Origin of the sequence: Burkholderia sp. IDO3 (assembly GCF_003366075.1) — a bacterium.
GTDB lineage: Bacteria > Pseudomonadota > Gammaproteobacteria > Burkholderiales > Burkholderiaceae > Burkholderia > Burkholderia anthina.
The window spans coordinates 1237592-1261991 of record NZ_CP028962.1 but is presented as its reverse complement, the minus strand read 5'-3'; the positions used below and the strand labels follow the sequence as shown (position 1 = coordinate 1261991).

24 protein-coding genes are annotated in these 24400 nt (G+C 67.6%); 8 read left to right on the top strand and 16 right to left on the bottom strand.

The features are described 5' to 3' along the window. Window positions 1-68: 68 nt before the first annotated feature. The 5 genes from DCN14_RS05865 (at window position 69) to ahpF (ending at window position 3637) form a co-directional block, all read left to right on the top strand. A complete protein-coding gene (locus tag DCN14_RS05865; protein WP_096499172.1) occupies window positions 69-287 on the top strand; it encodes a ribbon-helix-helix protein, CopG family in 219 nt (72 codons plus the stop codon). Then, window positions 281-457 carry a hypothetical protein gene (locus DCN14_RS38380; RefSeq protein ID WP_172441850.1) on the top strand — a complete coding sequence of 59 codons (177 nt, stop codon included), beginning with the start codon at window positions 281-283 and terminating at the stop codon, window positions 455-457. Before DCN14_RS05865 ends, DCN14_RS38380 begins: the two co-directional genes overlap by 7 nt. Next, entirely contained in the window at window positions 451-816 is a 366-nt protein-coding gene (locus DCN14_RS05860; protein ID WP_096499174.1) for a type II toxin-antitoxin system VapC family toxin, read from the top strand. Before DCN14_RS38380 ends, DCN14_RS05860 begins: the two co-directional genes overlap by 7 nt. A gap of 535 nt (window positions 817-1351) precedes the next feature. After that, window positions 1352-1915: an alkyl hydroperoxide reductase subunit C gene (gene ahpC / locus DCN14_RS05850; protein ID WP_096499176.1), complete on the top strand. Its 564-nt coding sequence runs from the start codon at window positions 1352-1354 to the stop codon at window positions 1913-1915. 123 nt (window positions 1916-2038) lie between these two features. After that, the gene (ahpF, locus tag DCN14_RS05845) at window positions 2039-3637 is read left to right on the top strand and encodes an alkyl hydroperoxide reductase subunit F (protein WP_096499178.1); all 1599 of its coding nucleotides are present in this window, start codon (window positions 2039-2041) and stop codon (window positions 3635-3637) included. A gap of 135 nt (window positions 3638-3772) precedes the next feature. Here ahpF and DCN14_RS05840 read toward each other — a convergent pair whose 3' ends face one another. The 9 genes from DCN14_RS05840 to DCN14_RS05800 all read right to left on the bottom strand — a co-directional run bounded on the left by DCN14_RS05840 (window position 3773) and on the right by DCN14_RS05800 (window position 14907). Continuing rightward, on the bottom strand, window positions 3773-4540 hold the full coding sequence (locus tag DCN14_RS05840) for an extensin (RefSeq protein ID WP_096499180.1): 768 nt from the start codon (window positions 4538-4540) through the stop codon (window positions 3773-3775). A 169-nt stretch (window positions 4541-4709) separates the two neighbouring features. Next, window positions 4710-5609, bottom strand: a complete 900-nt coding sequence (gene lpxO / locus DCN14_RS05835) for a lipid A hydroxylase LpxO (protein ID WP_096499182.1) — start codon at window positions 5607-5609, stop codon at window positions 4710-4712. A 209-nt stretch (window positions 5610-5818) separates the two neighbouring features. Further along, the gene (locus DCN14_RS05830) at window positions 5819-6373 is read right to left on the bottom strand and encodes a carboxymuconolactone decarboxylase family protein (protein WP_096499184.1); all 555 of its coding nucleotides are present in this window, start codon (window positions 6371-6373) and stop codon (window positions 5819-5821) included. Between the two features lie 25 nt (window positions 6374-6398). Next, window positions 6399-7733 (bottom strand): aspartate aminotransferase family protein, encoded by a 1335-nt coding sequence (locus DCN14_RS05825; protein WP_096499187.1) that lies wholly within the window; start codon window positions 7731-7733, stop codon window positions 6399-6401. 15 nt (window positions 7734-7748) lie between these two features. Further along, window positions 7749-8798, bottom strand: a complete 1050-nt coding sequence (locus DCN14_RS05820) for a C45 family peptidase (RefSeq protein WP_096499189.1) — start codon at window positions 8796-8798, stop codon at window positions 7749-7751. 20 nt (window positions 8799-8818) lie between these two features. Beyond that, window positions 8819-9547: a glutamine ABC transporter ATP-binding protein GlnQ gene (gene glnQ, locus DCN14_RS05815; protein ID WP_014899691.1), complete on the bottom strand. Its 729-nt coding sequence runs from the start codon at window positions 9545-9547 to the stop codon at window positions 8819-8821. Then, window positions 9544-10251 (bottom strand): glutamine ABC transporter permease GlnP, encoded by a 708-nt coding sequence (gene glnP / locus DCN14_RS05810; RefSeq protein WP_172441851.1) that lies wholly within the window; start codon window positions 10249-10251, stop codon window positions 9544-9546. The genes glnQ and glnP overlap by 4 nt, the downstream gene beginning before the upstream one ends. 15 nt (window positions 10252-10266) lie before the next feature. Then, the gene (gene glnH, locus DCN14_RS05805; RefSeq protein WP_096499193.1) at window positions 10267-11019 is read right to left on the bottom strand and encodes a glutamine ABC transporter substrate-binding protein GlnH; all 753 of its coding nucleotides are present in this window, start codon (window positions 11017-11019) and stop codon (window positions 10267-10269) included. Between the two features lie 345 nt (window positions 11020-11364). Next, window positions 11365-14907 (bottom strand): ABC transporter ATP-binding protein, encoded by a 3543-nt coding sequence (locus DCN14_RS05800; protein WP_096499195.1) that lies wholly within the window; start codon window positions 14905-14907, stop codon window positions 11365-11367. Window positions 14908-15026: 119 nt separating this feature from the next. Here DCN14_RS05800 and DCN14_RS05795 point away from each other — a divergent pair, with 119 nt between their 5' ends. Further along, window positions 15027-15980 carry a LysR family transcriptional regulator gene (locus DCN14_RS05795; RefSeq protein WP_096499197.1) on the top strand — a complete coding sequence of 318 codons (954 nt, stop codon included), beginning with the start codon at window positions 15027-15029 and terminating at the stop codon, window positions 15978-15980. 42 nt (window positions 15981-16022) lie between these two features. On the opposite strand, the gene DCN14_RS05790 is transcribed toward DCN14_RS05795, so the two are convergent. Beyond that, complete coding sequence (locus DCN14_RS05790) at window positions 16023-16394, bottom strand: MAPEG family protein (RefSeq protein ID WP_096499199.1); 372 nt, start codon at window positions 16392-16394, stop codon at window positions 16023-16025. Between the two features lie 302 nt (window positions 16395-16696). On the opposite strand from DCN14_RS05790, the gene alr reads away from it, so the two are divergent. Next, complete coding sequence (alr, locus tag DCN14_RS05785; RefSeq protein ID WP_096499201.1) at window positions 16697-17818, top strand: alanine racemase; 1122 nt, start codon at window positions 16697-16699, stop codon at window positions 17816-17818. Between the two features lie 201 nt (window positions 17819-18019). On the opposite strand, the gene DCN14_RS05780 is transcribed toward alr, so the two are convergent. Together DCN14_RS05780 and DCN14_RS05775 are read right to left on the bottom strand one after the other, a co-directional pair. Continuing rightward, on the bottom strand, window positions 18020-18814 hold the full coding sequence (locus tag DCN14_RS05780; RefSeq protein WP_096499203.1) for an enoyl-CoA hydratase: 795 nt from the start codon (window positions 18812-18814) through the stop codon (window positions 18020-18022). Window positions 18815-18986: 172 nt separating this feature from the next. Next, complete coding sequence (locus DCN14_RS05775) at window positions 18987-20435, bottom strand: MFS transporter (protein ID WP_096499205.1); 1449 nt, start codon at window positions 20433-20435, stop codon at window positions 18987-18989. Window positions 20436-20553: 118 nt separating this feature from the next. Between DCN14_RS05775 and DCN14_RS05770 the strand changes: the two genes are divergently transcribed. Beyond that, window positions 20554-21435, top strand: coding sequence for a LysR family transcriptional regulator (locus tag DCN14_RS05770; protein ID WP_172441854.1), 882 nt, complete (start codon window positions 20554-20556; stop codon window positions 21433-21435). Window positions 21436-21680: 245 nt separating this feature from the next. Here DCN14_RS05770 and DCN14_RS05765 read toward each other — a convergent pair whose 3' ends face one another. The 4 genes from DCN14_RS05765 to DCN14_RS05750 are packed head-to-tail and all read right to left on the bottom strand — an operon-like array spanning window position 21681 to window position 24398. Next, window positions 21681-22046 carry a response regulator gene (locus DCN14_RS05765; RefSeq protein WP_060238818.1) on the bottom strand — a complete coding sequence of 122 codons (366 nt, stop codon included), beginning with the start codon at window positions 22044-22046 and terminating at the stop codon, window positions 21681-21683. Window positions 22047-22082: 36 nt separating this feature from the next. After that, window positions 22083-23054 (bottom strand): chemotaxis protein CheX, encoded by a 972-nt coding sequence (locus DCN14_RS05760; RefSeq protein ID WP_096499209.1) that lies wholly within the window; start codon window positions 23052-23054, stop codon window positions 22083-22085. A 22-nt stretch (window positions 23055-23076) separates the two neighbouring features. Next, window positions 23077-23661: a hypothetical protein gene (locus DCN14_RS05755; RefSeq protein WP_096499211.1), complete on the bottom strand. Its 585-nt coding sequence runs from the start codon at window positions 23659-23661 to the stop codon at window positions 23077-23079. Beyond that, window positions 23658-24398: a methyl-accepting chemotaxis protein gene (locus tag DCN14_RS05750; protein WP_240327276.1), complete on the bottom strand. Its 741-nt coding sequence runs from the start codon at window positions 24396-24398 to the stop codon at window positions 23658-23660. Before DCN14_RS05750 ends, DCN14_RS05755 begins: the two co-directional genes overlap by 4 nt. Window positions 24399-24400 lie beyond the last annotated feature (2 nt).

The window sequence follows — 24400 nt, the reverse complement described above, 5'->3', positions numbered from 1 at the left end:
CCCCGCCGGCGCCTTGCGGGTGCCGGCAGGCATATATATGATATGCATATCGTATATCGGAGGTTGCGATGAGCCGTATCCTGATTGATCTGTCGAATGGCCAGCTCGACGAGCTGGCCGCCATCGTCGAGACTGAGCAACGCCCTCGCGCTGCGATCATTCGCGATGCGATCGACGCGTATATCGCGCAGCACAAGCGTTCGCATGCCGACAACGTGTTCGGTCTCTGGAAAGATCGTGCGGTCGACGGGCTCACCTATCAGGAGGCACTGCGCTCAGAATGGTAAAAGCACTCATCTACACCCATGGCGCGGCCCGGCATTCCGGCCGCCCGAATCCGGCCGACGCCTGCCTCGCGCAGCACCGGCGGCAATCTGCCGACACCGTGTTCGGCCTCTGGAGAAACCGCGCGCTCGACGGGCTCGCCTATCAGCAAGCACTGCGCGCGGAATGGTAAAGGCCCTCTTCGACACCAACATCCTGATCGACTACCTGGGTGGCGTGGAGGCCGCACGAACGGAACTCGCCCGCTACGACTACCGGGCGATCAGCATGATTACCTGGATGGAAGTGCTGGTCGGCGCGACGGCCGGCGACGACGCGGCGATCCGCGCGTGGCTTTCGTCGTTCGCCATCATCCCGCTCGATGGCACGGTCGCGAATCGCGCTGTAACGATTCGCAAGGAACATCGCATGCGCCTGCCCGACGCGATCATCTGGGCGTCCGCGCAAGTGAACGGCCTGCTGTTCGTGTCGCGCAACACGAAGGACTTCCCCGTCACCGAGCCCGGCGTCCGCGCGCCTTATCAGATCTAGCATGAGCGGTGTCCGTCGGGCGCGACGGACACATGCCCAGCCGCATCACGCTGCGCCCCTTAGCCGGGCGCGATCGCATACGCGAACGACGCAGCGCGCATGCGGCGATCGGCATTTCCGTGCAGCCCATCACCGCGATACCGACGACCCGGTGCGTGAGCGTCGCGTGCGTGCGTGCGTGCGTGCGTGCGTGCGTCAAGTCAATTGAATCACGCGGCGCATGAAGTCGCCCGTGGCCAGCGGCCTCATCCATCCCACCCAATACGCCTGATACGCCGACGAGCGCCACGCTGTTCGCCGTTGCTCTTCACCCGCACGACGGCAACGCGCAGAGCGCCGACACGACAGCCGGGCTGCCGATCACCGGCAACAGCGCGCGCACGATCTCGCCGAACGGATCGACCGCCACGAACAGGGGCCGGAAGCAGATAGAAATTCCCGATGCCGCGGATTGAAACAAGCAATTTCACAAACCTGGGGTGAACCCGGATACTGGGAACACTTCTTCAACACCCAAGCAAAAGGAACTCGCAAGATGCCGATCATCAACACCCAAATCAAACCGTTCAAGGCAACCGCATACCACAACGGCGATTTCGTGCCCGTGACCGAAGAAAACCTCAAGGGCAAGTGGTCCGTCGTCGTGTTCTACCCGGCCGACTTCACGTTCGTCTGCCCGACCGAGCTGGGCGACCTCGCCGACCGCTACGCGGAATTCCAGAAGCTGGGTGTCGAAATCTACGGCGTGTCGACCGACACGCACTTCACGCACAAGGCATGGCACGACACGTCGGACACGATCGGCAAGATCAAGTATCCGATGATCGGCGACCCGACGCTCACGCTGTCGCGCAACTTCGACGTGCTGATCGAGGAAGAAGGGATGGCGCTGCGCGGCACGTTCGTGATCAACCCGGAAGGCGAGATCAAGCTGTGCGAAATCCACGACAACGGCATCGGCCGCGACGCAGGCGAACTGCTGCGCAAGGTGCAGGCCGCGCAATACATCGCGGCGCACCCGGGTGAAGTGTGCCCGGCCAAGTGGACGCCGGGTGCGGAAACGCTGACCCCGTCGCTCGACCTGATCGGCAAGATCTAAGGGTCGCCGCGCGCCTCGCACGGGGCGCGCGACAAGCATCACCACGGGCCGCCTCGCGCGGCTCGCGCCCTCCTCCGGCACGACGTGCCCGACCAGAATCATCAATACGGAATCCGAAACGCCATGCTCGACGCCAATCTCAAGAACCAACTGAAAGCGTACCTCGAAAAGATCACGCGCCCGATCGAACTCGTCGCGTCGCTCGACGACAGCGCGAAGTCGCAGGAACTGCTTGCGCTGCTGAACGAGATTGCGTCGCTGACGTCGAGCGTGACCGTGGCCGAACGCCGCGACGACGCCGAGCGCAAGCCGTCGTTCTCGATCGGCGAGCCCGGCAAGCCGGCCGGCATCCGCTTCGCCGGCATCCCGATGGGCCATGAATTCACGTCGCTCGTGCTCGCGCTGCTGCAGACGGGCGGCCATCCGGTCAAGCTCGACGACGATGTGATCGAACAGATCCGTGCGCTCGACGGCGACTACGCGTTCGAAACGTATTTCTCGCTGTCGTGCCAGAACTGCCCGGAAGTCGTGCAGGCGCTGAACGTGATGTCGCTGGTCAACCCGCGCATCCGCCACGTCGCGATCGACGGCGCGCTGTTCCAGAACGAAGTCGAAGCCCGCCAGATCATGGCCGTGCCGACGATGTTCCTGAACGGCGAATCGTTCGGCCAGGGCCGCAGCAGCGTGAAGGAAATCCTCGCGAAGCTCGATACGGGCGCCAGCGCCCGTGCCGCGAAGTCGCTCGAGAACAAACAAGTGTTCGACACGCTGATCGTCGGCGGTGGCCCCGCCGGTGCGGCGGCCGCGATCTACTCGGCACGCAAGGGCATCGCAACGGGCGTCGTGGCCGAGCGTTTCGGCGGCCAGGTGCTCGACACGATGGCGATCGAGAATTTCGTGTCGGTGCAGGAAACCGAAGGGCCGAAGTTCGCGACCGCGCTCGAGCAGCACGTGAAGCAGTACGACGTCGACATCATGGACGTGCAGCGCGCCGATGCGTTGATTCCGGGCGACGTGCACCAGATCCGCCTCGCGAACGGCGCGGTGCTGAAGGCGAAGACGATCGTTCTCGCGACCGGCGCGCGCTGGCGCGAAATCAACGTGCCGGGCGAGCGCGAATACCGCAACCGCGGTGTCGCGTACTGCCCGCACTGCGACGGCCCGCTGTTCAAGGGCAAGCGCGTCGCGGTGGTGGGCGGCGGCAACTCGGGTGTCGAAGCCGCGATCGACCTGGCCGGCATCGTGAAGGCAGTCACGCTGATCGAATTCGGCACGCAACTGCGCGCGGACGAAGTGCTGCAGCGCAAGCTGCGCAGCCTGCCGAACGTGACGATCGTCACGCAGGCGCAGACGACCGAGCTGACCGGCGACGGCAGCAAGCTGAACGGGCTCGTCTACAAGGATCTGCGTTCGGGCGATACGAAGCGCATCGATCTCGAAGGCGTGTTCGTGCAGATCGGCCTCGTGCCGAACACCGAATGGCTGAAAGGCACGATCGACCTGTCGAAGCACGGCGAGATCGTCGTCGATGCACGCGGCGCGACGTCGGTGCCGGGCGTGTTCGCGGCCGGCGACGTGACGACGGTGCCGTTCAAGCAGATCGTGATCGCGGTCGGTGAAGGCGCGAAGGCATCGCTCGGCGCGTTCGACTACCTGATCCGGCAAGACGCGACGCCGGCTGCGGCCGCCGCGCCGCAGGCCGAAGAAGCGATCGCCGCATAACGCGCGACGCACCACACCGAATCGTCTCTCTTGGCCCTGCATGCCCTGGTCGGCGTGCGGGGTCCTTTTTCATCCGGCGTCGGTTTGCGATGTGCGAGTGCACTGGCCGGCCGCGCTGGTCTTGCCGAGCCACGCTTACCGAGCCACGGCGGGGCCCGCGTTCGCCGGAGTCGGTGCCTTGAAACTGCTCGACTGGCGAACCAGTTGATCCGTCATCGCGGCAGCCACCGCGTTCGAGCCCGCCGACGCGCGCTGCTGGCCGGAGTTCGACGGCGGCACATATTGCGGCGGCGGCAGCGACGGATCGAGCTTCGCGGATTCGCGCACGAGCTCGGCCGTTTCCGGCGTTTCGGCATTTCTGGCCGTGGTCGTGGTTGTCGCTGCGTGGCGCTCGAGTCCATCGCGCTTGCGCACCGCGTGTTGCGGCGGCTGATACGCCTGCTGGCTCGGCTGGCTCGCCTGTGCCGCCTGGACCGGCGGCGCGGATTGCACCGGTTGCGCGAGTTCGGCCTTCGGCGGGGTCGCGCCCTCCGGCTCCGCCGTCACGACAGGGACGGCCGGTGGCGGCGCACTCGGCTTCGCCGGTGGTGCATGCGCGGCGATCACCGGCACGACGGCAGCGGATGCCGGCGCCGCACTCGTGCGCGCGGCAGGCGTTTGTTGCGGCACGACGTCGTCCACGTGCGCGGACGGGATGGCGACCGCCGCAGGCGGTGCAATCGCGCCTTCTGCGGTGTGACCGTCGTTCGCGCTCGCCACGGCGGCGGCAGGCGCGGCGGAATCGCCGATGCCGGCTTCCGCGATCGCACGGTGGTCCGCACGCAGGAGCATCACGTAGCCGGTGCCTGCCGCGGCAACCAGCAATCCGCCGGCGATCATCAAGGTTTTTCGGGTACTCGTCATGCTTGCTCACTGATCTTATCGACGTGAACGAGCCATCATACGCGTGCGTTCGCGCTTGATCCCGCACGAATACATTTGGTTGCATTGATATCGACCCCACGTCGCCGGGGCCGCGCAACAGCGCGCCGCCCTATCGTCAGATGGTTCGACTGCGTGTGCCTTGCGCCCTTCAGATGCAGAAGATCGCAACCGCGATCCCGCCGAACAGAACCCACTTGACGATGTAGTACATGGTTCGATTCCACGCTTTCAGCCGCTTGCCGGCACGACGAATCGCATACAGGTACTTGAAGGCACGATTGAGCGGGCCCGTGCGGTCGCCCGTCTCGTTCGGCGATGCGGCCGCGCGCATCAGCAGTTGTCCGAACGTATCGTTGATGCGCTGTGCCCAGCGATATTTCATCGGCCGGTCGATATCGCAGAACAGGATCACGCGATCGTGCCCGGTGCGATTCTCGGCCCAATGCAGATAGGTTTCGTCGAACATCACGGCCTCGCCGTCGCGCCATGCATACGACTCGCCGTCGACGACGATCCGGCACGCGGCGTCGTTCGGCGTGTCGAGCCCGAGGTGATAGCGCAGCGAGCCCGCATACGGATCGCGATGCAGCCCGAGCTTGCCGCCCGGCGGCAGTTGCGCGAACATCGCGGCCTTGATCGACGGAATCCGCGACAGGATCTCGACCGTTCGCGGACACAACGCCCGCGCGGACGGATGCGGCGCGTCGTACCACTTCAGATAGAAGCGCTTCCAGCCGTTGCGAAAGAATGAATTGAAGCCGATGTCGTTGTACTCGCCCGACGCCTTGATCCGGCTTGCGTCGCGCAATGCGAGCGCTTCGCCGCGCAAAGTCTGCCATTCGCGCTGCAGCGCCGCGAGCTCCGGAAAGTGCTGCGTGTCGAGAAACGGCGTGGTCGGCACCGACGAGAACGCGTAGGAAAAGCAGTTCAGCGGTGCAGTGAAGGTCGAGTGATCGGATAGTTGCCTGAACAACCTGTGCCGAACCTTGCCGCGCCGATGCGTGTACACCACACACGCAATGAACACGATCAACAGGACCCAGCGCATCGTTATTCCCCCGTAAGCTGTTTGCCGAAATTCTAGGGGCGGGGAAAATTTCCTGCGCTGAAAGTGCAGACGGCGCGATGTGCGTCAGCAAGACGCGGCGAGCCTGTCGATCGAGCCGGGGCAAAAATGCGGAAAAGCCCGTGCAGACGGGCTTTTCGACGCAATCCGAACGTACGCGCGGCCTGTGCCGATGCGCGTGTGCGCGGCGATTATTCCGGAAACGGTAAAACAGTTTGCCCGTCCGCGCGCATACCGAACGTGTTGAGCGTCATCGCGACGAGCGCGTAATAGCCGAGCAGCGCGACGAGGTTCACGACGGTCTCGTGACCGAAACGCGCCTGCGCACGCGCGAAGGTGGCATCGCTCACGCGCTTCGTGTCGTACAGCTCGGTTGCGAACGCATGGATCAGCGCATCGTCGTCCGATTCGAACGCCGGCTCGACGCCACGCCGGATCGCGTCGGCCGTCGCGGCCGGCACGCCGGCATCGAGCGCGATCGGATGGTGGATGTGCCACTCGGCCTGCGAACGCCAGCGCGCGGCGGTCACGAGAATCGCGAGCTCCGACAGGCGCAGCGACAAGCCCGTGCGATAGCGGCAGAACGCGCCGAGGCGTTGCGCGTGCTGCGCGAGCTCGGGGCTCGCGATCCAGCCGAGGAACGGCCCGTTCAGGTTGCCGCGCGGGCCGCTGAGGATCTCGGCGAGCACGGCCTTCTGCTCGTCGGTGGCCGATGCGGGATCGAAGGGAGGCAGTCTGTCCGTCATGGTGAGGATTCCGTGAGGTCGTCGTTTACGCGCCGGCCGATGCGAGCGCCGCATCGATCGCGCCGGACAGCCGCTCGACGATCGTGTCGATCTGCTGCGCGGTGCAGATGAACGGCGGCGCGATCAGGATGTGATCGCCATGCACGCCGTCGATCGTGCCGCCCATCGGATATACCATCAGGCCGCGCTGCATCGCCTCGCGCTTGACTGCCGCATGCAGCTTCAACGCGGGATCGAACGTCGCTTTGGTATCGCGATCATGCACGAGTTCGACGCCGACGAACAGCCCGCGGCCGCGCACGTCGCCGACATGCGGATGCGCGCCGTAATGCGCGCGCAACGACGCACGCAGTTGCTCGCCGCGCGCCTTCACGTTGTCGAGCAGTTTCTCTTCGGCGATCACGCGCTGCACTTCGAGCGCGGCCGCGCATGCCGTCGCGTGGCCGAGGTACGTATGGCCGTGCTGGAAGAAACCCGAGCCGTCGACGATGGTCCGGTAGATGCGGTCGCTGACGAGCGTCGCGCCGATCGGCTGGTAGCCTGCGCCGAGCCCTTTCGCGATCGTCAGCAGGTCGGGCGCGACGCCGTCTTCGTCGCATGCGAACAGATAACCCGTCCGCCCCATCCCCGACATGATTTCATCGAGAATCAGCAGCACGCCGTACTTGTCGCACACCGCACGGATCTTCTTCAGGTAGGTGCGCACCGGCGGCACCGCACCGGCCGTGGCACCAACCACCGTTTCCGCGACGAACGCCGCGACGTTTTCCGCGCCGAGCGCGACGATCTTCTGCTCGAGCTCGTCGGCCAGACGCTGCGCATACGCTTCGTCGGTTTCGCCGGCCAGTTGATCGCGGTACGCATAGCACGGGCTCACGTGATGTGCTTCGATCAACAGCGGCAGGAACGGCTCGCGCCGCCATGCGTTGCCGCCGATCGCGAGCGCGCCCAGCGTATTGCCGTGATAGCTCTGGCGCCGCGCGATGAAATGGCGGCGCGACGGTTCGCCCTTCTCGACGAAATACTGGCGCGCGAGCTTCAATGCAGCCTCGATCGCCTCGGACCCGCCCGACACGAAATACACGTGCTCGAGGCCGGCCGGTGCCGCATCGACGAGCCGGTCGGCCAGTTCCTCGGCCACCTCGGTCGTGAAAAACGACGTATGCGCGTACGGCAGTTGCTGCGCCTGCCGCTTGATCGCATCGATCACGCGCTGGTTGCTGTGCCCGAGACACGACACCGCCGCACCGCCGCACGCGTCGATATAGCGTTTGCCGGTCGAGTCGACGATCTCGATGCCGTCGCCTGCAACGGCAACGGGCAAGGTGGCGCGCGGAGCGCGATGAAAAACGGTCGTCATGCGTTGCCTCATGGTTCAGGACGCGCTCGGCGCGTGCGCGACCGGCACGATGCGCGTCGCGAAACGCTGCGTGCCGTGTTGATGAATGGTGAAGTCGATCGCCGCGTCGCGAATCGCGAACACCGCGGTCGCCAGCGTGTTTTCGTCGTCGGGATCGGCCGGGTCGTCGCGATAGATCGGCAACCCTTCCGGCGCGCGATCGCCCAGCACGCGCAGCAACGCGGCTGCGTCGATCGCGTCGATGTCCGGCGTCAACGCATCGACCCGCCGCTGGCGATCGCCGGACGACTGCGTGACGATCTGCGCTTCCGCGTCGCAACCCGGATGCACGAGATGGTTCGCGTGGCCGGTGACACGTGCGACATCGACGACCGAGCAACGCGCGACGCTCGCCTCGATGCTGAGCACCCGCATGTCGCCGGTCGCGCCGAGCGTGTGATGGAAACCGCTGGCGCGCGCATGCGTGCGCAGCACGTCGGTGGCCGCGTCGAGCGACGGCGCATCGAGCACCGCGCGCGCGAGGATCATCCGCGGCACGCCGGCCGCGGGCGTACGGATGCGCAGGTTGTTGATCGCCTGCGCGATGCCGGCACGGTTCGCGGCGAACGTATGGCCGGGCAGCGAGCCCGGGTAATAGAAACTGATGAAGCCCGGCTTGCCATGCGGCTGCACGTCGACGAGCAGGCAGCGCTCGCGCAGGTACGGATCGCCGTCCTCGTTGTGCGCGATCCAGCGCGTGCCGTGCGCGTCGCGCCCGGCGAGCGTCGTGCAGCCGTCCGGCGCGTTGTGGATCAGTTCGCCGCGGCAGTTCCACAGGAAGATATCCTCGGCCGGCCAGCCGACGCCCGCCGCGATCCCGTCCAGCTCCGCGACGAGATCGGGGTACGCGGCCAGCGCGGCCTGTCGCAACGCGTCGACGAACGGATGGCCGCGCCAGCGGCGCACGGCCTGCCATGCGCTGCTCTGCTGCATGTACGTATCGAACACGGGGCGCGCGAGTTCGCCGAGGCGCACGCCGATGTCGAACGGCGTGCCGGCGATGACGGGAGAAAGGGAAAGCGGCATGTCGGATGAGTCGGTTTGGTTCAGGACACGTGTTTCAGGAATTCCTTCAGGCGCGGTGTCGGCGGCCGGTCGATCAGGTCGACTGGATGGCCGTCCTCGGCGATGCCGCCCTGATCCATGAACAGCAGCCGCGTGCCGACCCGCTTCGCGAAGCCGATCTCGTGCGTAACGACGATCATCGTCATCCCTTCGGTTGCGAGATCCTGCATCACTTTCAGCACTTCGTGGCGCAATTCCGGATCGAGCGCCGACGTCGGCTCGTCGAACAGCATCAGCCGCGGCCGGATCGCCAGTGCGCGCGCGATCGCGACGCGCTGCTGCTGGCCGCCCGACAGCTCCGACGGATAATGATTTGCGCGCGATTCGAGACCGACCTTGTCGAGCAACGCCATCGCCTGGTCGCGCGCATCCGCGCGCGACGCACCGCGCACCTGGATCGGCCCGAACATCACGTTCTCGAGCGCGGTCATTTGCGGAAACAGGTTGAACTGCTGGAACACCATGCCCGCCTCGAGGCGGATGTTGCGGATCGTCGATGCGTTGCCGCGCACGCTCTGGCCGTCGACCAGCAGTTCGCCGCCGGTGATTTTTTCGAGCGCGTTGATACAGCGCAACATCGTCGACTTGCCCGAGCCCGACGGGCCGATCACGACGACCACCTCGCCCGCGTCGATCTTCAGGTCGATATGCTTGAGCACCGGCACATGGCCGAAGCTCTTCGACACGTTCTGGAATTCGATCATGCTCATAGGATCCTCATCCTCTTTTCGACGAGCCGAAGCGTCAGCGTCATCGCGCCGGTCAGCAGCAGGTAAAGAACGGCCACCGCAGTCCAGATCTCGACCGCCTGGAAATTGCCCGCGATGATTTCCTGCCCCTTGCGCGTCAGTTCGCCGACGCCGATCACGATGAACAGCGACGTATCCTTCAGGCTCACGATGCACTGGTTGCCGAGCGGTGGAATCAGCCGCCGGAACGCGAGCGGCCCGACCACCTTCAGCAGCACGCGCGGCATCGACAGACCCATCGCGAGCCCCGCTTCCGTCAGCCCCTTCGGAATCGACAGCAGCGCGCCGCGCACCACTTCCGCGAGATACGCGCCCGAATTCACCGTGATCGCGATGATCGCGGCCGTCAGGCCGTCGATCCGGATATGCGCGAGCAGCGGCAGCGCGAAGTACAGGAACATCACCTGCACGACGATCGGTGTGCCGCGGATCAACTCAATATAAACCTGCGCGAGCACGTTCATCGCCTTCGGTCCGTATGCGCGGAACATGCCCGCGATCATCCCGACGACGAACCCGCCCACCAGCCCGAAAAATGCGATGAACACCGTCAACCGAACCCCGTCCATCAGGTCCGGCAACGCCGCCCAGATCGCCGACCAATCGAAATTCACGTGTCGCTCCCCGTTCGATTCAAGACCGGCGCGGCCACCCGGCCGCGCCATGTTGTGCCGTCACGCTCACATCTTCGGCGGCTCGGCGCCGAACCATTTCTTGTAGATCTGCGCATAGCGGCCGTCGGCCTTGATCTTCACGAGCGACGCGTTGACCTTCGGCACGAGCGGGCTGCCCTTCGGGAAGCCGATCCCGTACTTGTCGCCGCTGACCGGTTGGCCCGCGACCCTCACCTTGCCCTTGCCTTCGTTGTTCACGAAGAACAGCACGTTCGGCGTGTCATGCATTGCCGCGTCGACGCGGCCGGCCTCGAGCGCGAGATACGCCTGGTCGATGTTCGGGAACTGGCGGATCTCCTTCGGCTTCAGGTGCGCCTTGATCCAGTCGATCGTCGCAGTGCCCGTTTTCGCGGCGATCACCTTGCCGTTCAGGTCGTCGATCGACTTGATCGACGTGTTGCCGACCTGCACCATCGCCGCGAGCCCGCTATCGTAATACGGTGCGGAGAAGTCGATCGCCTTCTTCCGTTCTTCCTTGATGGTCATCCCGGACAGCGCGACGTCGATGTTCTGCGTCTGCAGTGCCGGAATCAGACCCGCGAAATCCATCGGCTGGATCGTGTACTTCCAGCCCTGGTCCTTCGCGATCTCCGCCCACAGATCGAGATCGAAGCCGACGTACTTGTCGCCTTGCTTGAACTCGAACGGCATGAACGACGTATCGGTCCCGACGACGAGCGTTTTGGTATCCGCGTGCGCGATGCTGGCGCCGAGCGCGGCGACCACCGCGACAGCTTTCAGGAAGGAACGACGACTCATGGCATTTCTCCGCATGATTGAGCGATGTAACCGGCCGGCTGGCCGGGGAACGACGACATCTGGTCGCACCGCAACATGCGATGTTGAATTAGACCTTAGTGCAACAAGTGTTGTCAATGGCGATACTACGACAACAAAAATATCCGCAACGGCTAATTGCATCGAGACAAACCCGAGCCGGGCTGGAGGGATAAGTCGGAAGAAAGGAAAACGCGAACGGATGCGAGGCGACGACGCATGCGGTCGTTCGGTTGGGGAGCGCGCCGGCCGCTGCCGGCACCACTTAACGAGCCGGCGCCGCGTCGAGCGGAAATACCGGCCAACGCGGCTTCGAAGCGGCGTCGCTCACGCCGCCACCCCGCTCGCCTGATGCGAGACCAGCCGCGCATACGCGCCCTGCCGCGCGATCAGTTGCGCATGCGTTCCCGCCTCGATGATCCGGCCGTGCTCGATCACGAGGATCGCGTCGGCATTGCGAACGGTCGACAGCCGGTGCGCGATGATGACCGACGTGCGCTGTGCCATCAGGTCCTCCAGCGCCGCGCGAATCTGCTGTTCGCTGATCGTGTCGAGATGGGACGTGGCTTCATCGAGGATCAGCACCGGCGCATCCTTCAGGAACGCGCGCGCGATCGCGACCCGCTGGCGCTGCCCGCCCGACAGTTGCACACCGCGCTCGCCAACGCGCGTCGCGAGTCCGTCGGGCAGCCGCGCGACGAAGTCGCCGAGCGCCGCCTGGTCGATCGCGCGCTGCACGTCGGCGGCCGACGCATCGTTTGCCGCGAGCCGGATGTTCGCTTCGAGCGTGTCGTTGAACAAGTAGGTATCCTGCGCAACGAGTGCGATGTGCTGGCGCAGATCGTCGAGCCGCAGATCGCGCAGATCGACGCCGCCGAGCGTCACGCGCCCGTGCTGCGGATCCCAGAAGCGCAGCAGCAGGCTCGCGACGGTCGACTTGCCCGCGCCCGATGCGCCCACCAGCGCAACCGTGCTGCCGGGCGGCACCTCGAAACTCACGCGGTCGATCGCCGGCACGCTGCGGCCCGGGTACGTGAAACCCGTTTCCTCGAACCGCACGGTCGCATTGCCGGACAGCGCATGCGTGCCGTCGACGACCGTCACCGGCTCCTTCTCGAGCGCACGCAAGCGGCGCGTCGACGCGATCGTGTCGGCCAGTTGCCGCGCGACCTGACCGATCTCCGCAACCGGCATGAACGCGGCCACCGCGACGAGCACCAGCAGCGGCAGCGATTCGTGCGCGAACCAACCGCGCGCGCAGAGCAGCGCGCCCAGCGCCGCGACGGCCAGCCCGCCGAGCCCGCTCGCGACTTCGAGCGCGGCGCTTTGCGTCGACAGGTCGTCGAGCAGCTTCGCGCGCTGCCGCCGGTACGCATCGGCCTGCGCGACGAACGCGGCGCGACGCCGCTCGATCGCCTGGAACGCAGTGAGCTCCGCGAGGCCCTGGATCGTTTCGGTCAGGTGCGCGCCGAGCTGGCCGAGCGCTTCGCGCGCACCGGTGCCGAGCCGGTCGACATCGCGCCGCGCCAGCACCGGGGCCAGCCCGGCCCACAGCAGGAACGGCAGCAGCACCAGCGCAAGCGGCCATGCGATCGACGCGAGCAGCACCAGCACGCCGGCCGGCACCAGCACCGCGACGAACGCGGGTGCGAGCGTATGCGCATAGAAGTATTCGACGGTCTCGACATCCTGCGTCGCGAGCGCAACCAGGTCGCCGGAACGACGGCGCAGCAACCCGGCCGGCGCGAGCCGTTCGAGCGTCGCGAACAGCGCGATACGCATTTCCGCGAGCATCCGGTACGCCATGTCGTGCGCGAGCCACGATTCGAGCCAGTGCAGCACGGCCGCGACCGGCGCGACGACGAGCAGCGCCGTGACGAGCGCGCCGTTCGCATGCCCGGTCGACACGCCGCCGACCACCAGCGCGCCGATCACGCCGACGCCGATGAATGCGAGCACGCGGCCGATCCCGAACAGCACGGTCAGCACGACCTTGCCCGTCCACGGTCGCACGAACCGCAGCAGCGTGCGCAGGGTGTCCGGCCAGCCGATCGTCGCCGCGTCGTCGTTCAGCGGCCGGACCTGCGGGCCCGACGCAGCACGTGCACCCGTGCCGCCGCCGGCCGCGGCCGTGCCGACGGCTTCGGTCGCCGCTTCGAGCTGCGGCCCCATCAGCCGGCGATACGGGCCGTCGCGCGCGATCAGTTCGGCATGCGCGCCTTCGTCGACGACACGCCCCTGGTCGAGCACCAGGATGCGGTCCGCGCCGATCACGCTGGACAGCCGGTGCGCGAGCACCAGCGTCGTGCGGCCGCGCGTGAGCCGGTCGAGCGCCTGCTGGATCAGCGCCTCGTTCTCCGCATCGACCGACGACAGCGCCTCGTCGAGCAGCAGGATCGGCGCGTCGCGCAACAGCGCCCGCGCAATGGCGATCCGCTGGCGCTGGCCGCCCGACAGCATGAGCCCGCGCTCGCCGATGCGCGTCGCGTAGCCTTCGGGCAGCGCCGAGATGAAGTCGTGCGCGTTGGCCGCACGCGCGGCGGCGATCATGTCGGCGTCGCTCGCGTCGGGACGGCCGAGCCGCAGGTTGTCGGCGACGCTGCCGTCGAACAGCGCCGCGTCCTGCGCGACCACGGCAATCATTTCGCGAACCTGGTCGGCGTCGAGCGCACGCACGTCGTGGCCGCCGATGCGGATCGCGCCGCCCTGCGCATCGTGCTGGCGCAGCAGCAGACGCACGATGGTCGACTTGCCCGCGCCGCTCGGGCCGACGATCGCGACCGTCTCGCCTTCGCGGACCGTGAAGCTCAGCGCCGCATGCGCATCCGCGCGACGCCCCGGATACGCGAAGCTGACACCGTCGAACGCGATCTCCGGCCGCACCTGCGGCACGCGCGGCGCCACGGTGGCCGGCGTCTCGCTGCGGGCGTCGAGCAGCGCGTGAATCGCGTTCGCCGCCGACTGACCGATCATCCCCTGATGCAGCACCGCGCGCAGGTCGCGCAGCGGCCGGAAGATCTCGCTGCCGGCCATCAGCACGATCAGCAGCGCTTCGAGACTCATGTCGCCGTGGCGCACGCGCCATGCGCCGACCGCAATGGCCGCCGCCGCGCCGAGCCCGGTGCCGAGATCGGTGAAGAGCCGCGTCAGCAGCCCGAGCGCGAGTACCCAGAACGTGCTGTCGGACAGCGCGCGCGCCTTCTCCGCCAGCTTCGCGCCGAACGCGCGGCTCTGGCCGAACGCCTTCAGCGTCGGCAGGCCCTGCACCGCATCGAGAAACTCCTCGCCGAACGCCTTGAACGCCGACGAACGCGCGAGCGCCGCGCGACGATCCGCGCGATGCACGAGCTGCGGCAGCGCGAGCGTGACGAGTGCCGCGACCAGCAGGACCGCGGCCGTCGGCACGTCCCACCATGCGAGCACCGCGAAGATCATCACCGGCGCGCACGCGGCGATCACGAACTGCGGCAGGTAAACGCCGAAGAAGGTCTGCAATTGCTCGACGCCGTCGACGACGGCGAGCATCACGCCGCCCGTGCGCTCGCCGCTGAACCACGCGGGGCCGAGCGCGGCGATCCGGTCGAACAGCCGCGCGCGCAGCGCGGACTGCACGCGCCCGGCCGTATGCTGCGCGAGCAGCGTGCGGCGATGGTCGAGCCATGCGCGCAGCAGCACGCAGGCCGCCGTCGCAGCGACGGTTTCGGCGATATCGCGCGCCGGTGCGCCGGAAAACACGAGCGCCAGCACGCGGCCGAGAAACACGAAACGCAGGATGCCGACGCCCATCGCGAGCAGCCCGAGCGCGACCGCGGCGGCGACCCGCCCGCGCAATCCCGCCATCATTGCCCATAGTCGTCGGTCGAAATACATGAAGCCCTCCGGTCGGTTTTTCGTTGCGGTTTTATTGACCGGACCAAGGCTACCCGCGCGCCCGACGCGCGGCAAAAGATGATTTTTCAACGGGTGTTGAGTCAACTACAATACCCCGCATGTCGCACCTTCCTCCCCTCAGCGCGTTGCGTGCTTTCGAGGCGGCCGTCCGCCTCGGCGGGTTCGCGCGCGCGGCGGCCGAGCTGAACGTGTCGACCAGCGCGATCAGTCACCAGATCCGCGCGCTCGAGGAATCGCTGGGGGCACGGCTGCTCGAACGCAGCACGGGGCTCGGCGGCATCGGCCTCACCCCGGCGGGCGCGCGCCTGCTGCCGGCCGTCAGCGATGCGCTGTCGAAGCTGACCGACGCGTGCGCCGAGATTCGCGGCACCGCCACGCAACGGCTCACGGTGTCCGCCAACGCGCCGTTTTCGTCGATGTGGCTCGCGCGCCGTCTCGCCGAATTCTCGTCGCTCCACCCTGAAACGCCGCTGCACGCCGTCGTGGTCGACGACGAACCGGACTTCGCGCGCAGCGGTGTCGATCTTGCGATCGTGCACGTGCCCGCGCATCGGCTGCGCGCCGACGACGACATCCTGATACGGGAAACCGTGTTCCCCGTCTGCAGCCCCGAGCTGTTCCCGTACGCATCGGGGTACGTGTGCCGCTCGCGGCTGTTGCAGGAGATGCACGAGGACAGCCCCGAGATCGACTGGCGCAACTGGGCGTCGGCGTTCGGACTGCCGGGAGATTTCGAAACGAAGATCGTCCGCTACAGCAGCTTCAGCCAGGTGATCGGCGCGGCGGTCGGCGGCGCGGGCATCGCGCTCGGCCGCGTGCCGCTGATCGAGCCCGAACTGCGCAGCGGCCGCCTCGTGCCGCTGGTGCCGGGCCTCGCGCGCGATGCGTCATGGCGCTTCGTGCTGCGCCGCAATCCGTCGACGCGGCACCGGCTGCTCGATCCGTTGATCGCGTTCCTGCATCGCGAAGCGGATGCACCGCCGTTCAATATCGCGAAGATCGTTGCGCCCGCATCCAACGACAACCATGCGCGCGGCGCGGGCGGCGCATGACGGGCCGGCACGCGAAGCCGGTGCCGGCGGCCCGTCATCGCGTCACGGCGTAGCGAAGAACAGCGCGACGACGCAGGCCATGCCGGCGAACCACACGAGCGAGCGCAGCGACGCCCAGTTCAGCAGATACATCAACGCATAGACGATGCGGGTCGCGACGAACGCCATCGCGAGCTGGTCGACGTGGTGCGCGTTCGCGCCGTTGTGCCATGCCACGACCAATGCAGCGGTGAACAGCGCCAGCGCTTCCCACGCATTCTGATGCGCGGCCTGTGCCCGCGCACGCCAGCCGGCGAGCTTCGCCAGGTACTCGCGCGGCGCATGGTTGTCGTAACCCTTGCGGGCCTTGGCCAGGAACGTCATCGGGAACGGCAACAGCGCCACGATGAACAGGCACAGCTGGGACGTCGTCATCAAAGTCTCCTCCTTTATGATTACATTGTTCAATGACATGATCGCTGGAAGCTTAGCATTGTGCCGCGCCGATCGCGCACCGGTTTTCTAGACGGGGGACTCGGCACCGGCGGCCGGCGGAAGCCGCGATGGCGATGGTCCGGCACCCAAAATTCCACCAAATCGTCGACAAATACGTTAATTAAAACTGGTCGAACACCAATAAGATAGCGCTCAACACTGGCTCGGTGCGTTGCCGCGCGAGCCTGCCGCCCCGAATCGCGCCGCCGCGCGCACCGAACGACTTTCGACCCGAGCCGCCCATGCCCCGTCCCATCGTCGCCCATATCCGTCCTGACGCCGTCCGCCACAACCTCGACTTCATCCGCCGCACCGCCGCGCAGTCGCGCGTGTGGGCCGTGGTCAAGGCCAACGCATACGGTCACGGAATCGAGCGCATCTATCCGGGCCTCGCGGCCGCCGACGGCATCGCGCTGCTCGATCTCGACGAAGCCGTGCGCGTGCGCGAGCTCGGCTGGGACAAGCCGGTGCTGCTGCTCGAAGGAATCTTCGAGCCGGCCGACGTCGAACTCGCCGATCGCCACCGGCTGACGGTGGCCGTGCACTGCGACCAGCAGCTCGACCTGCTGATCGCCGCGAAGCCGCAGCAGCCGATCGACATTCAACTCAAGATGAACTCCGGGATGAACCGGCTCGGCTACCGGCCGCACGCATTCCGCGCCGCATGGGAACGCGCGGCGAGCGCGCCGTCGATCGGCAAGATCACGCTGATGATGCACTTCGCGAACGCCGACGAAGGCGAAGTCGACTGGCAGCTCGAGCAGTTCGATGCGGCTACCGCCGGGATTCCGGGCGAGCGCTCGGCATCGAATTCGGCGGCCGTGCTGTGGCATCCGCGCGCGCATCGCGACTGGGTGCGGCCCGGTACGATCCTGTACGGCGCGTCGCCGACCGGTGCGGCGCGGCACATCGCCGACACGCCGCTGATGGCCGCAATGACGCTCACCAGCAAGATCATCGGCGTGCAGACGCTCGCGCCGGAAGAAACCGTCGGCTACGGCCGCCGCTTCACGGCCGACCAGCCGATGCGGATCGGCGTCGTCGCGTGCGGCTATGCGGACGGCTATCCGCGCCATGCGCCGACCGGCACGCCGATCGCGGTGGACGGCGTGATGACGCGCGTCGTCGGCCGCGTATCGATGGACATGCTGACCGTCGACCTGACGCCGTGCCCGCAGGCAGGCATCGGGTCGAGCGTCGAGCTGTGGGGCGATCGGGTGAAGGTCGACGACGTCGCGGAAGCCAGCGGCACGATCGGCTACGAGCTGATGTGCGCGCTCGCGCGCCGCGTGCCGGTCGTGATCGTGCCGCCGGGCGCGTCGACGGCCGAGCCAGCGCTGCGCACGGGCAGCTACGGGCGCTAACGTCCGCAGGCACGCAAGCACGCAGGTCGCGGATGCGGCGGCACGCTCGCGCGTCGTCGCGCATCCGGATCTTCCGGACACATGTGCGGGCCGCCGTTCACGAGCGGCCCGTTTGTCTTCACGACTCTCGATGCGACGAAGCGTGCGGGACGCAAGCCCCTCTGACGAGAACGCGCATCCGCCCTGCCGCTGCGCGACGCGTCACGAACGCCACGTCGGCTGGCGCTTCTCCAGGAACGCGTCGATCCCCTCGCCGGCATCCTCTTCCATCATGTTGCGCGCCATCACGTCGCCCGCGAACGCGTACGCGTCGTCGAGCGGCAACTCGCGCTGCCGGTAGAACATCTGCTTGCCGTAACGCACCGCCGCCGGGCTCTTCGCGACGATCTCCGCGACCTTGCGCGCGACGGCCGCGTCGAGCGCATCCTCGGGCACCGCTTCGTTGACGAGCCCCCACGCGGCAGCCGTCGCCGCATCGACGAAACGCCCGGTGACGAGCATGTCGAACGCGCGCTTCGCCGATACGTTGCGGCTCAACGCGACGGAAGGCGTCGAACAAAACAGCCCGACGTTGATGCCCGATACCGCGAAGCGCGCGGTGTCGGCCGCGATCGCGAGATCGCACGCGGCGACGAGCTGGCAGCCGGCCGCCGTCGCGATGCCGTGCACGCGTGCGATCACCGGCACCGGCAATGCGCGCATCGCGAGCATCACGCGGCTGCATTGCGCGAACAGCGCGCGGTAGTAATCGAGCTCGGGCTTGCTGCGCATCTGCCGCAGATCGTGGCCCGCGCAGAACGCCTTGCCTTGCGCGGCCAGCACGACGCAGCGCACGCGCGGATCGGCGGCCAGCGAATCGAATGCGTCCTGCAAGCTCGCCAGCATCGCCTCCGACAACGCGTTGAACTGCTGCGGCCGATTGAGTCGCAACGTAACGACGCCGTCGCGGTCTTCACGCAACAGGATCGGCTCGGGTGTCTCGTGACGGGTTTCCATGATGCTCCGCTCGCAGGGTTCGATCGGCGCAAACGGGCGGCGCCCGCCCGATTCGCGACTCACACGATCACGAATCGTCCTCCACATTGCGCGCGACGTCCAGCGGGGCCGACCGGTGGCCATCCGAAGCACGCTTGTGCGCGACCGCATGGCGAAGCGGACGCCTCGCGCGTCACGTCTGCCCGCGCGCCGGCTTCGCGATCCGTGCGCCGGCCATCAGCGCGACCAGCGCAGCGACCGCGTACGCGGTAAAACCGAGCACCGCGACCGCGCGCAGCGCCGCCGCCGGATTCGGCAACAGCATCGTCGCGGCACCCGCGAACGCGACGCCGAACAAGCTCCCTGCCTGCCGCGCCGCATTGAGAAACCCCGATGCGACACCGGCCGCGTCCGCCGGCACCTGTTCGAGCACGGTCGCGATCATCGGCGGCACGGACAACGCGGTGCCGGTGCCGAACGCCGCCATCGCCGCCCACGCAACGGGCCACGGCGCGCGCATCGTCAGCGCGGCCGCGAGCGCCGGCACGGCGCACGTGGCGAGCATCAGCCCGCCGGCCATCAGTTGCGTCGCGCCGGCCTGTCCGTGCAGCCTGCCCGACAACACGTTGCCGAGCGACAGGCTCAAGGCGAGCGGCAACAGCATCAGCCCGGTCTGCCGCGCATTCAGCCCGAGGCCGCCGTGCAGGTACAGGCTCAGGATGAACAGCAGCGCGAAATAGCCGACATAGACCAGCGTGCCCATCAGATTCATCGCAACGAACACGCGATTGCGAAACCACGCGAGCGGCACCATCGGATCGGCGGCGCGCCGCTCGACGACGATCAGCACTGCGCAAGCGAGCGCCGCAACCAGCAGCGCGACCAGCACGTCCGTCGCGCGCGGGCCGTGCGTCGGCATGTCGATCGCGGCGAAGCACAGCGCACCGAGCGCCGTCACGCTGGCGAACTGACCGGCCCAGTCGAAGCGGCGCGCGGCGCGTCGGCCCGACCCACGCACCAGCATCGCCGCGCCGATCAGCGCCAGCGCGCCGGTCGGCACATTGACGAGGAACGCGCTGCGCCAGCCGAAATCCTCCACCAGCACACCGCCCAGCACCGGCCCGACGGACGCCGCCACCGACGCGATGCTCGCCCAGACCGCGATCGCCCGCGCCCGCTCGGCCGGCACGTCGAACGTGTTGCGCACGATCGCGAGCGAGGCAGGCAGAAACAGCGCCGCCCCCACGCCCTGCACGAAGCGCGCGGCGACGAGCGCCGTCACGGACGGCGCAAAGCCACATCCCGCCGACGCCAGGACGAACAGCGCGAGGCCCGCGAGATACGCGTGCTTCGCGCCGAACCGGTCGGACAGCACGCCGCCCGCGAGGATCAACGCGGCGAAGCTGAGTGTGTACGCATCGACGATCCATGCAAGCCCCGCGACCGTCGCGCCGAGGTTCAGGCGCATCGCCGGCAGCGCGACGTTGACGATCGTCGAATCGAGTACGGCCATGAACATCCCGATCGCGACGAGCGCCAGCGTGAAGCGGCGTTCGCGCGCGGTCGGCCGCCCGGCCGTCGTCGGCGCGGCGACGGGTACAGGGGTGCGGGCAGAAGTGCAACGGGACGTGCAATCGGTCATGAGAACTCCAGGCTGATGCCGTGAGTCTAGGAACCGCACACCATGCAGAAAAGTGGTAATTTCGCATTATCGTGATGCAGAAATGCATCCACCTGCCTGACGGAGTCCGCTGATGCGCCTGAACTGGGACAACGCCCGCTTCTTTTTGGCCCTGGCCCGCGCCGGTACGCTGCGCGGCGCGGCCACGCAGTTGAACGTCGACCAGGCGACCGTCGGGCGCCGGATTGCCGCGCTCGAGGACGAACTGTCCGCGCGCCTGTTCCTGCGCACGCCGACCCTCTATGTACTGACGCCCGCCGGCGAAGCGCTGCGCGAGCCGGCGGAAACGATGGAGCGCGCGTCGCTCACCATCGAGCGGCGCGTGATGGGCTTCGACGAGCAATTGGCCGGCTCCGTGCGCATCGCGACCACCGACTCGCTGGGCAAGCGCTTCGTGGTGCCGGCCATCGCCCGCCTGCGGCGCAAGCACGCGGGCATCGACGTCGTGTGCGTGACGTCGGCCGAAATCGCCAACCTCACACGTCGCGAAGCGGATCTCGCGATTCGCACGTTGCGGCCGGAATCGCCCGACCTGATCGTCCGGCGGCTCGGGCATCTCGAAACCGGCATCTACGCGTCGCGCGGCTACCTGGCCGAACGCGGCGAACCGGCGCCGGGCAGCGCGTTCGCAGGCCACGACCTGGTGATGTACCAGCAGCCGGTGGTGCCGACGATGTGGGAAGCGCTGTGCGGCGAACCGACATCACGCGGCCGCGTGATGTTCCAGACGTCGTCGACAATGATGCTGGTCGAAGCCGCCATTGCCGGGCTCGGCGTGGCGGAGCTGCCGTGTTTTCGCGCCGACGCCGAACCGGAACTGGTGCGGCTCATGGCACGGCGCTGCAATCATTTCGACGTATGGCTCGTCGCGCATGCCGATCTCTACAAGACCGCGCGCGTGCAGGCCGTGATCGAAGCGGTCGTCGACGAATTCGCGTCCGCCGTGCCGGCGCCGCGCTGAAGGCTCTTCAAGGGCGGCAGCGCCTTCGCGCGCGGTCAGGCCCACGCACGTCGTGAACGCGATCTCCGGATGACATGAGCCCGCGTTCAGTCCGGGGACGCAGTCCGGCACGACGACCGACATCCGCAGAAACTCGCCCGCATCGGTGCAACAGCCGCAACAGGCGCCACAGCGGCCGCACAACCCGAACCGCAGCGTTGAATGCGGAACGTGAACCGGTTGCCGGGCCGCGCTCGTCGCGCGCATCAGCCCGCGAGCTTCTTCAGCGCGTCGAGCACCGCGTCGCCCTTGAACGGCTTCACGATCCAGCCCTTCACGCCGGCGGCCTTGCCGCGCTCCTTCATCGCCGGGCTGCTTTCGGTCGTCAGCATCACGACGTTGACCGACGCGTTCGCCAGTTCGCCGCGAATCTTCTCGACCATCGTCAGGCCGTCCATGTTCGGCATGTTCACGTCGCTGATCACGAGGCGCACGCCGGGCGTCGCCTTGAGCTTCGCGAGCCCGTCCTTGCCGTCCACCGCCGTCGCGACGTCGAGCCCGTGATTGCGCAGGAAACCCGCGACTTCGTCGCGCACCGTGCCCGAATCGTCGACCACCAGAATCTTTGCCATGCTTTCTTCCCCTTTCGTCGTTGCCGACGTCGATATTCAAAACAGTTCGAGTTCGCCCGATTCGACCATCGGCCCCACGTCCTGCACCGATTCGCGGAAATCCTCCGGCGACCAGCTCAGGCTGAACACGAAGCGCTGGTCGAGCTGCACCGAGCGCCCCGATGCCGGGTCGGTCATCCGGTACTTGAAGCAGAGCTGCGGACAGTCGCCGCCGAACGAAATGAACTTCTGCTTGTGATTGACGACGAGCGGCACCTGCACCGGATGGCGGGCAAGCGCCTCCGCGTCGCCGAGATAGCGGTTCTTGAACGCGCCCCACACGAGGTTGGTCAGCTCGCCGAGCACGCTGTTCACGTCGCGGAAATCGGGCGCGCGGCCGTCGTCGCGCGTGCCGCCGATCATGTCGAGCAGCGGCTGCTCGCTCGTCTGCAGCAGCATGTAGCCGCGGCACCACGCGCTTTCCAGCGCGATCAGGCTGAACACCTCGCCGAAGATGATCTGGTCGCGCACGATGCACGGCGTGTCGCGCTCGATCGCGAGGCCCGGGAACAGGCTGTCGAGCCGCGCCTCGGTGATCTCCGCGATGCCGCGCACGAGCGCATTCGGGTAGTCGCGGCCGAACAGGTATTCGTCGATCGCGTGCTTGAGCGGCGTCAGGTCGTCGCCGGCGTAGGCCGCGCAGGCGACGCGCGCGAGTGCATCGGGCAGCCCGTCGTGCAGCGCGTCGCGCGATGCGGGCGACGTGCGGCGCAGAATGATCGGCAGCTCCGGGCGCAGCGCGTCGATCTGCGTCGCGATGATCGCGCTCTCGGCCGGCGAGCCGCCGTAATCCTCGGCGAGCAGGATCGCGCCGAGATCGATGTTCGAGCGCAGCACCTTCAGCAGCCGGTTGCGCCGCACGGTCAGGCCGACCAGGTTGTGCTCGTCGCAGAAACGCTTGATCGTCGCGGCATGCTCGCGGCTTTCGTCGAGCACGAGCACCTTGCTCACGGGTTGGTCTTCGGTCATCTCGCTCAATCCTCGGAATCGGTCAAAACAGTTCGAGCTCGCCGCCCGTGTCCACCGCGGCCGCTTCCGGCACGTGGAAATCGACCGGCGCGTTCGCGCATATGCACAACGTCGCGCCGATCCGCACGTCGCCGCCGAGCGTCACGTCGTACGCCGCCACGTGACCGGGGTTCAGCGCCGGCAGGTAATCGATGCTCGCGCCGCTCAGCAGGTAAGGCGTCGACATCCCGAGATCGGGAAACGGCGCGATCAGCGCCTGGTTGATCGCGCCGCAGCACAGGTTCGCGATTTCCATGAAGGCTTCGGGCAGCGGCCGTTGCGCGCTCGCGCCCGGCGTCGCGGCGGCGAAATGACGGCGCGTCGCATCGTCGTCGCGAAAGCGCAGCGCGAGCAGCAGCCGGAAGTGCAGCGCCGAAATCGTCAGCACGGCGACGTGCTCCGGCACGTTCGGCGTCGAGCGCGGCTTCGCGCGCGACGGATCGTGCGATGCGCCGTGTGCGTCGTCGGCCGCCGGCCGGATCTCGCATGCGCCGCCCGATGCGAGCCGCGTGCGCGCCGCATCGAAGAAGATCCGCTCGAAGCCGGCCCGGGCCTGCGCACTGATCACGCCGCCGCTCCTTCGAGACGCGCATGCAGGTGCCCCGCGAGCGTCTCGACCGTCGCGAGCGCGGCCGTGATCATCTTGCCGCCGGCCTGGATGTCCTGGAACGTCGCGGCCGTCACGAGATCGTTGCGATTCAGGCTGTCGCGATAGCTGTTCGACAGCTGCTGCGAGCGCGCGGCCAGCCCGCGCACCTCGCTCGCGACGATCGAGAAGCCGCGTCCGGCCGTGCCGGCGCGCGCCGCTTCGATCGACGCGTTCAGCGACACGATCGACACGTGCGCGACGATCGCCGACAGCTCCTGGTTCTTCGTGCGCATGTCCTGGTTCTGCGTGGTCAGCGAGATCATCTGCTCGTGCCAGCGCTCGAACGTGCCGGCCAGCCCGCGCAACCGCGCGGCTTCTTCCGCGAGCCTGGTCGCATGCTGCGACAGCGCGGCGCGCTCGGCCGCGACCGCCTGCAGCGCATCGTGCTGCTCGCCGGCGCCGGCCGTTGCGTGCGCAAGCGCTGCCTCGAGCGCGGCCTCCCGCTGCGCCCATGCATCGGCCGCGTCGACGTGCGCTGCCGCCGCCGCATCGGCGCGCGTCGCGGCCGCGCCGAGCGCGTCGCGCAACACGTCCGCTTCACGCGTCATCGCCGCGACGAGCCGTGCGCGCGCCATCCGCCACACGATCGCGGCGAGCGCCGCGACCACCAGGCCGCCGGCCAGCGCGGCACCGATCGGGATCATCCACGCTTGCACGG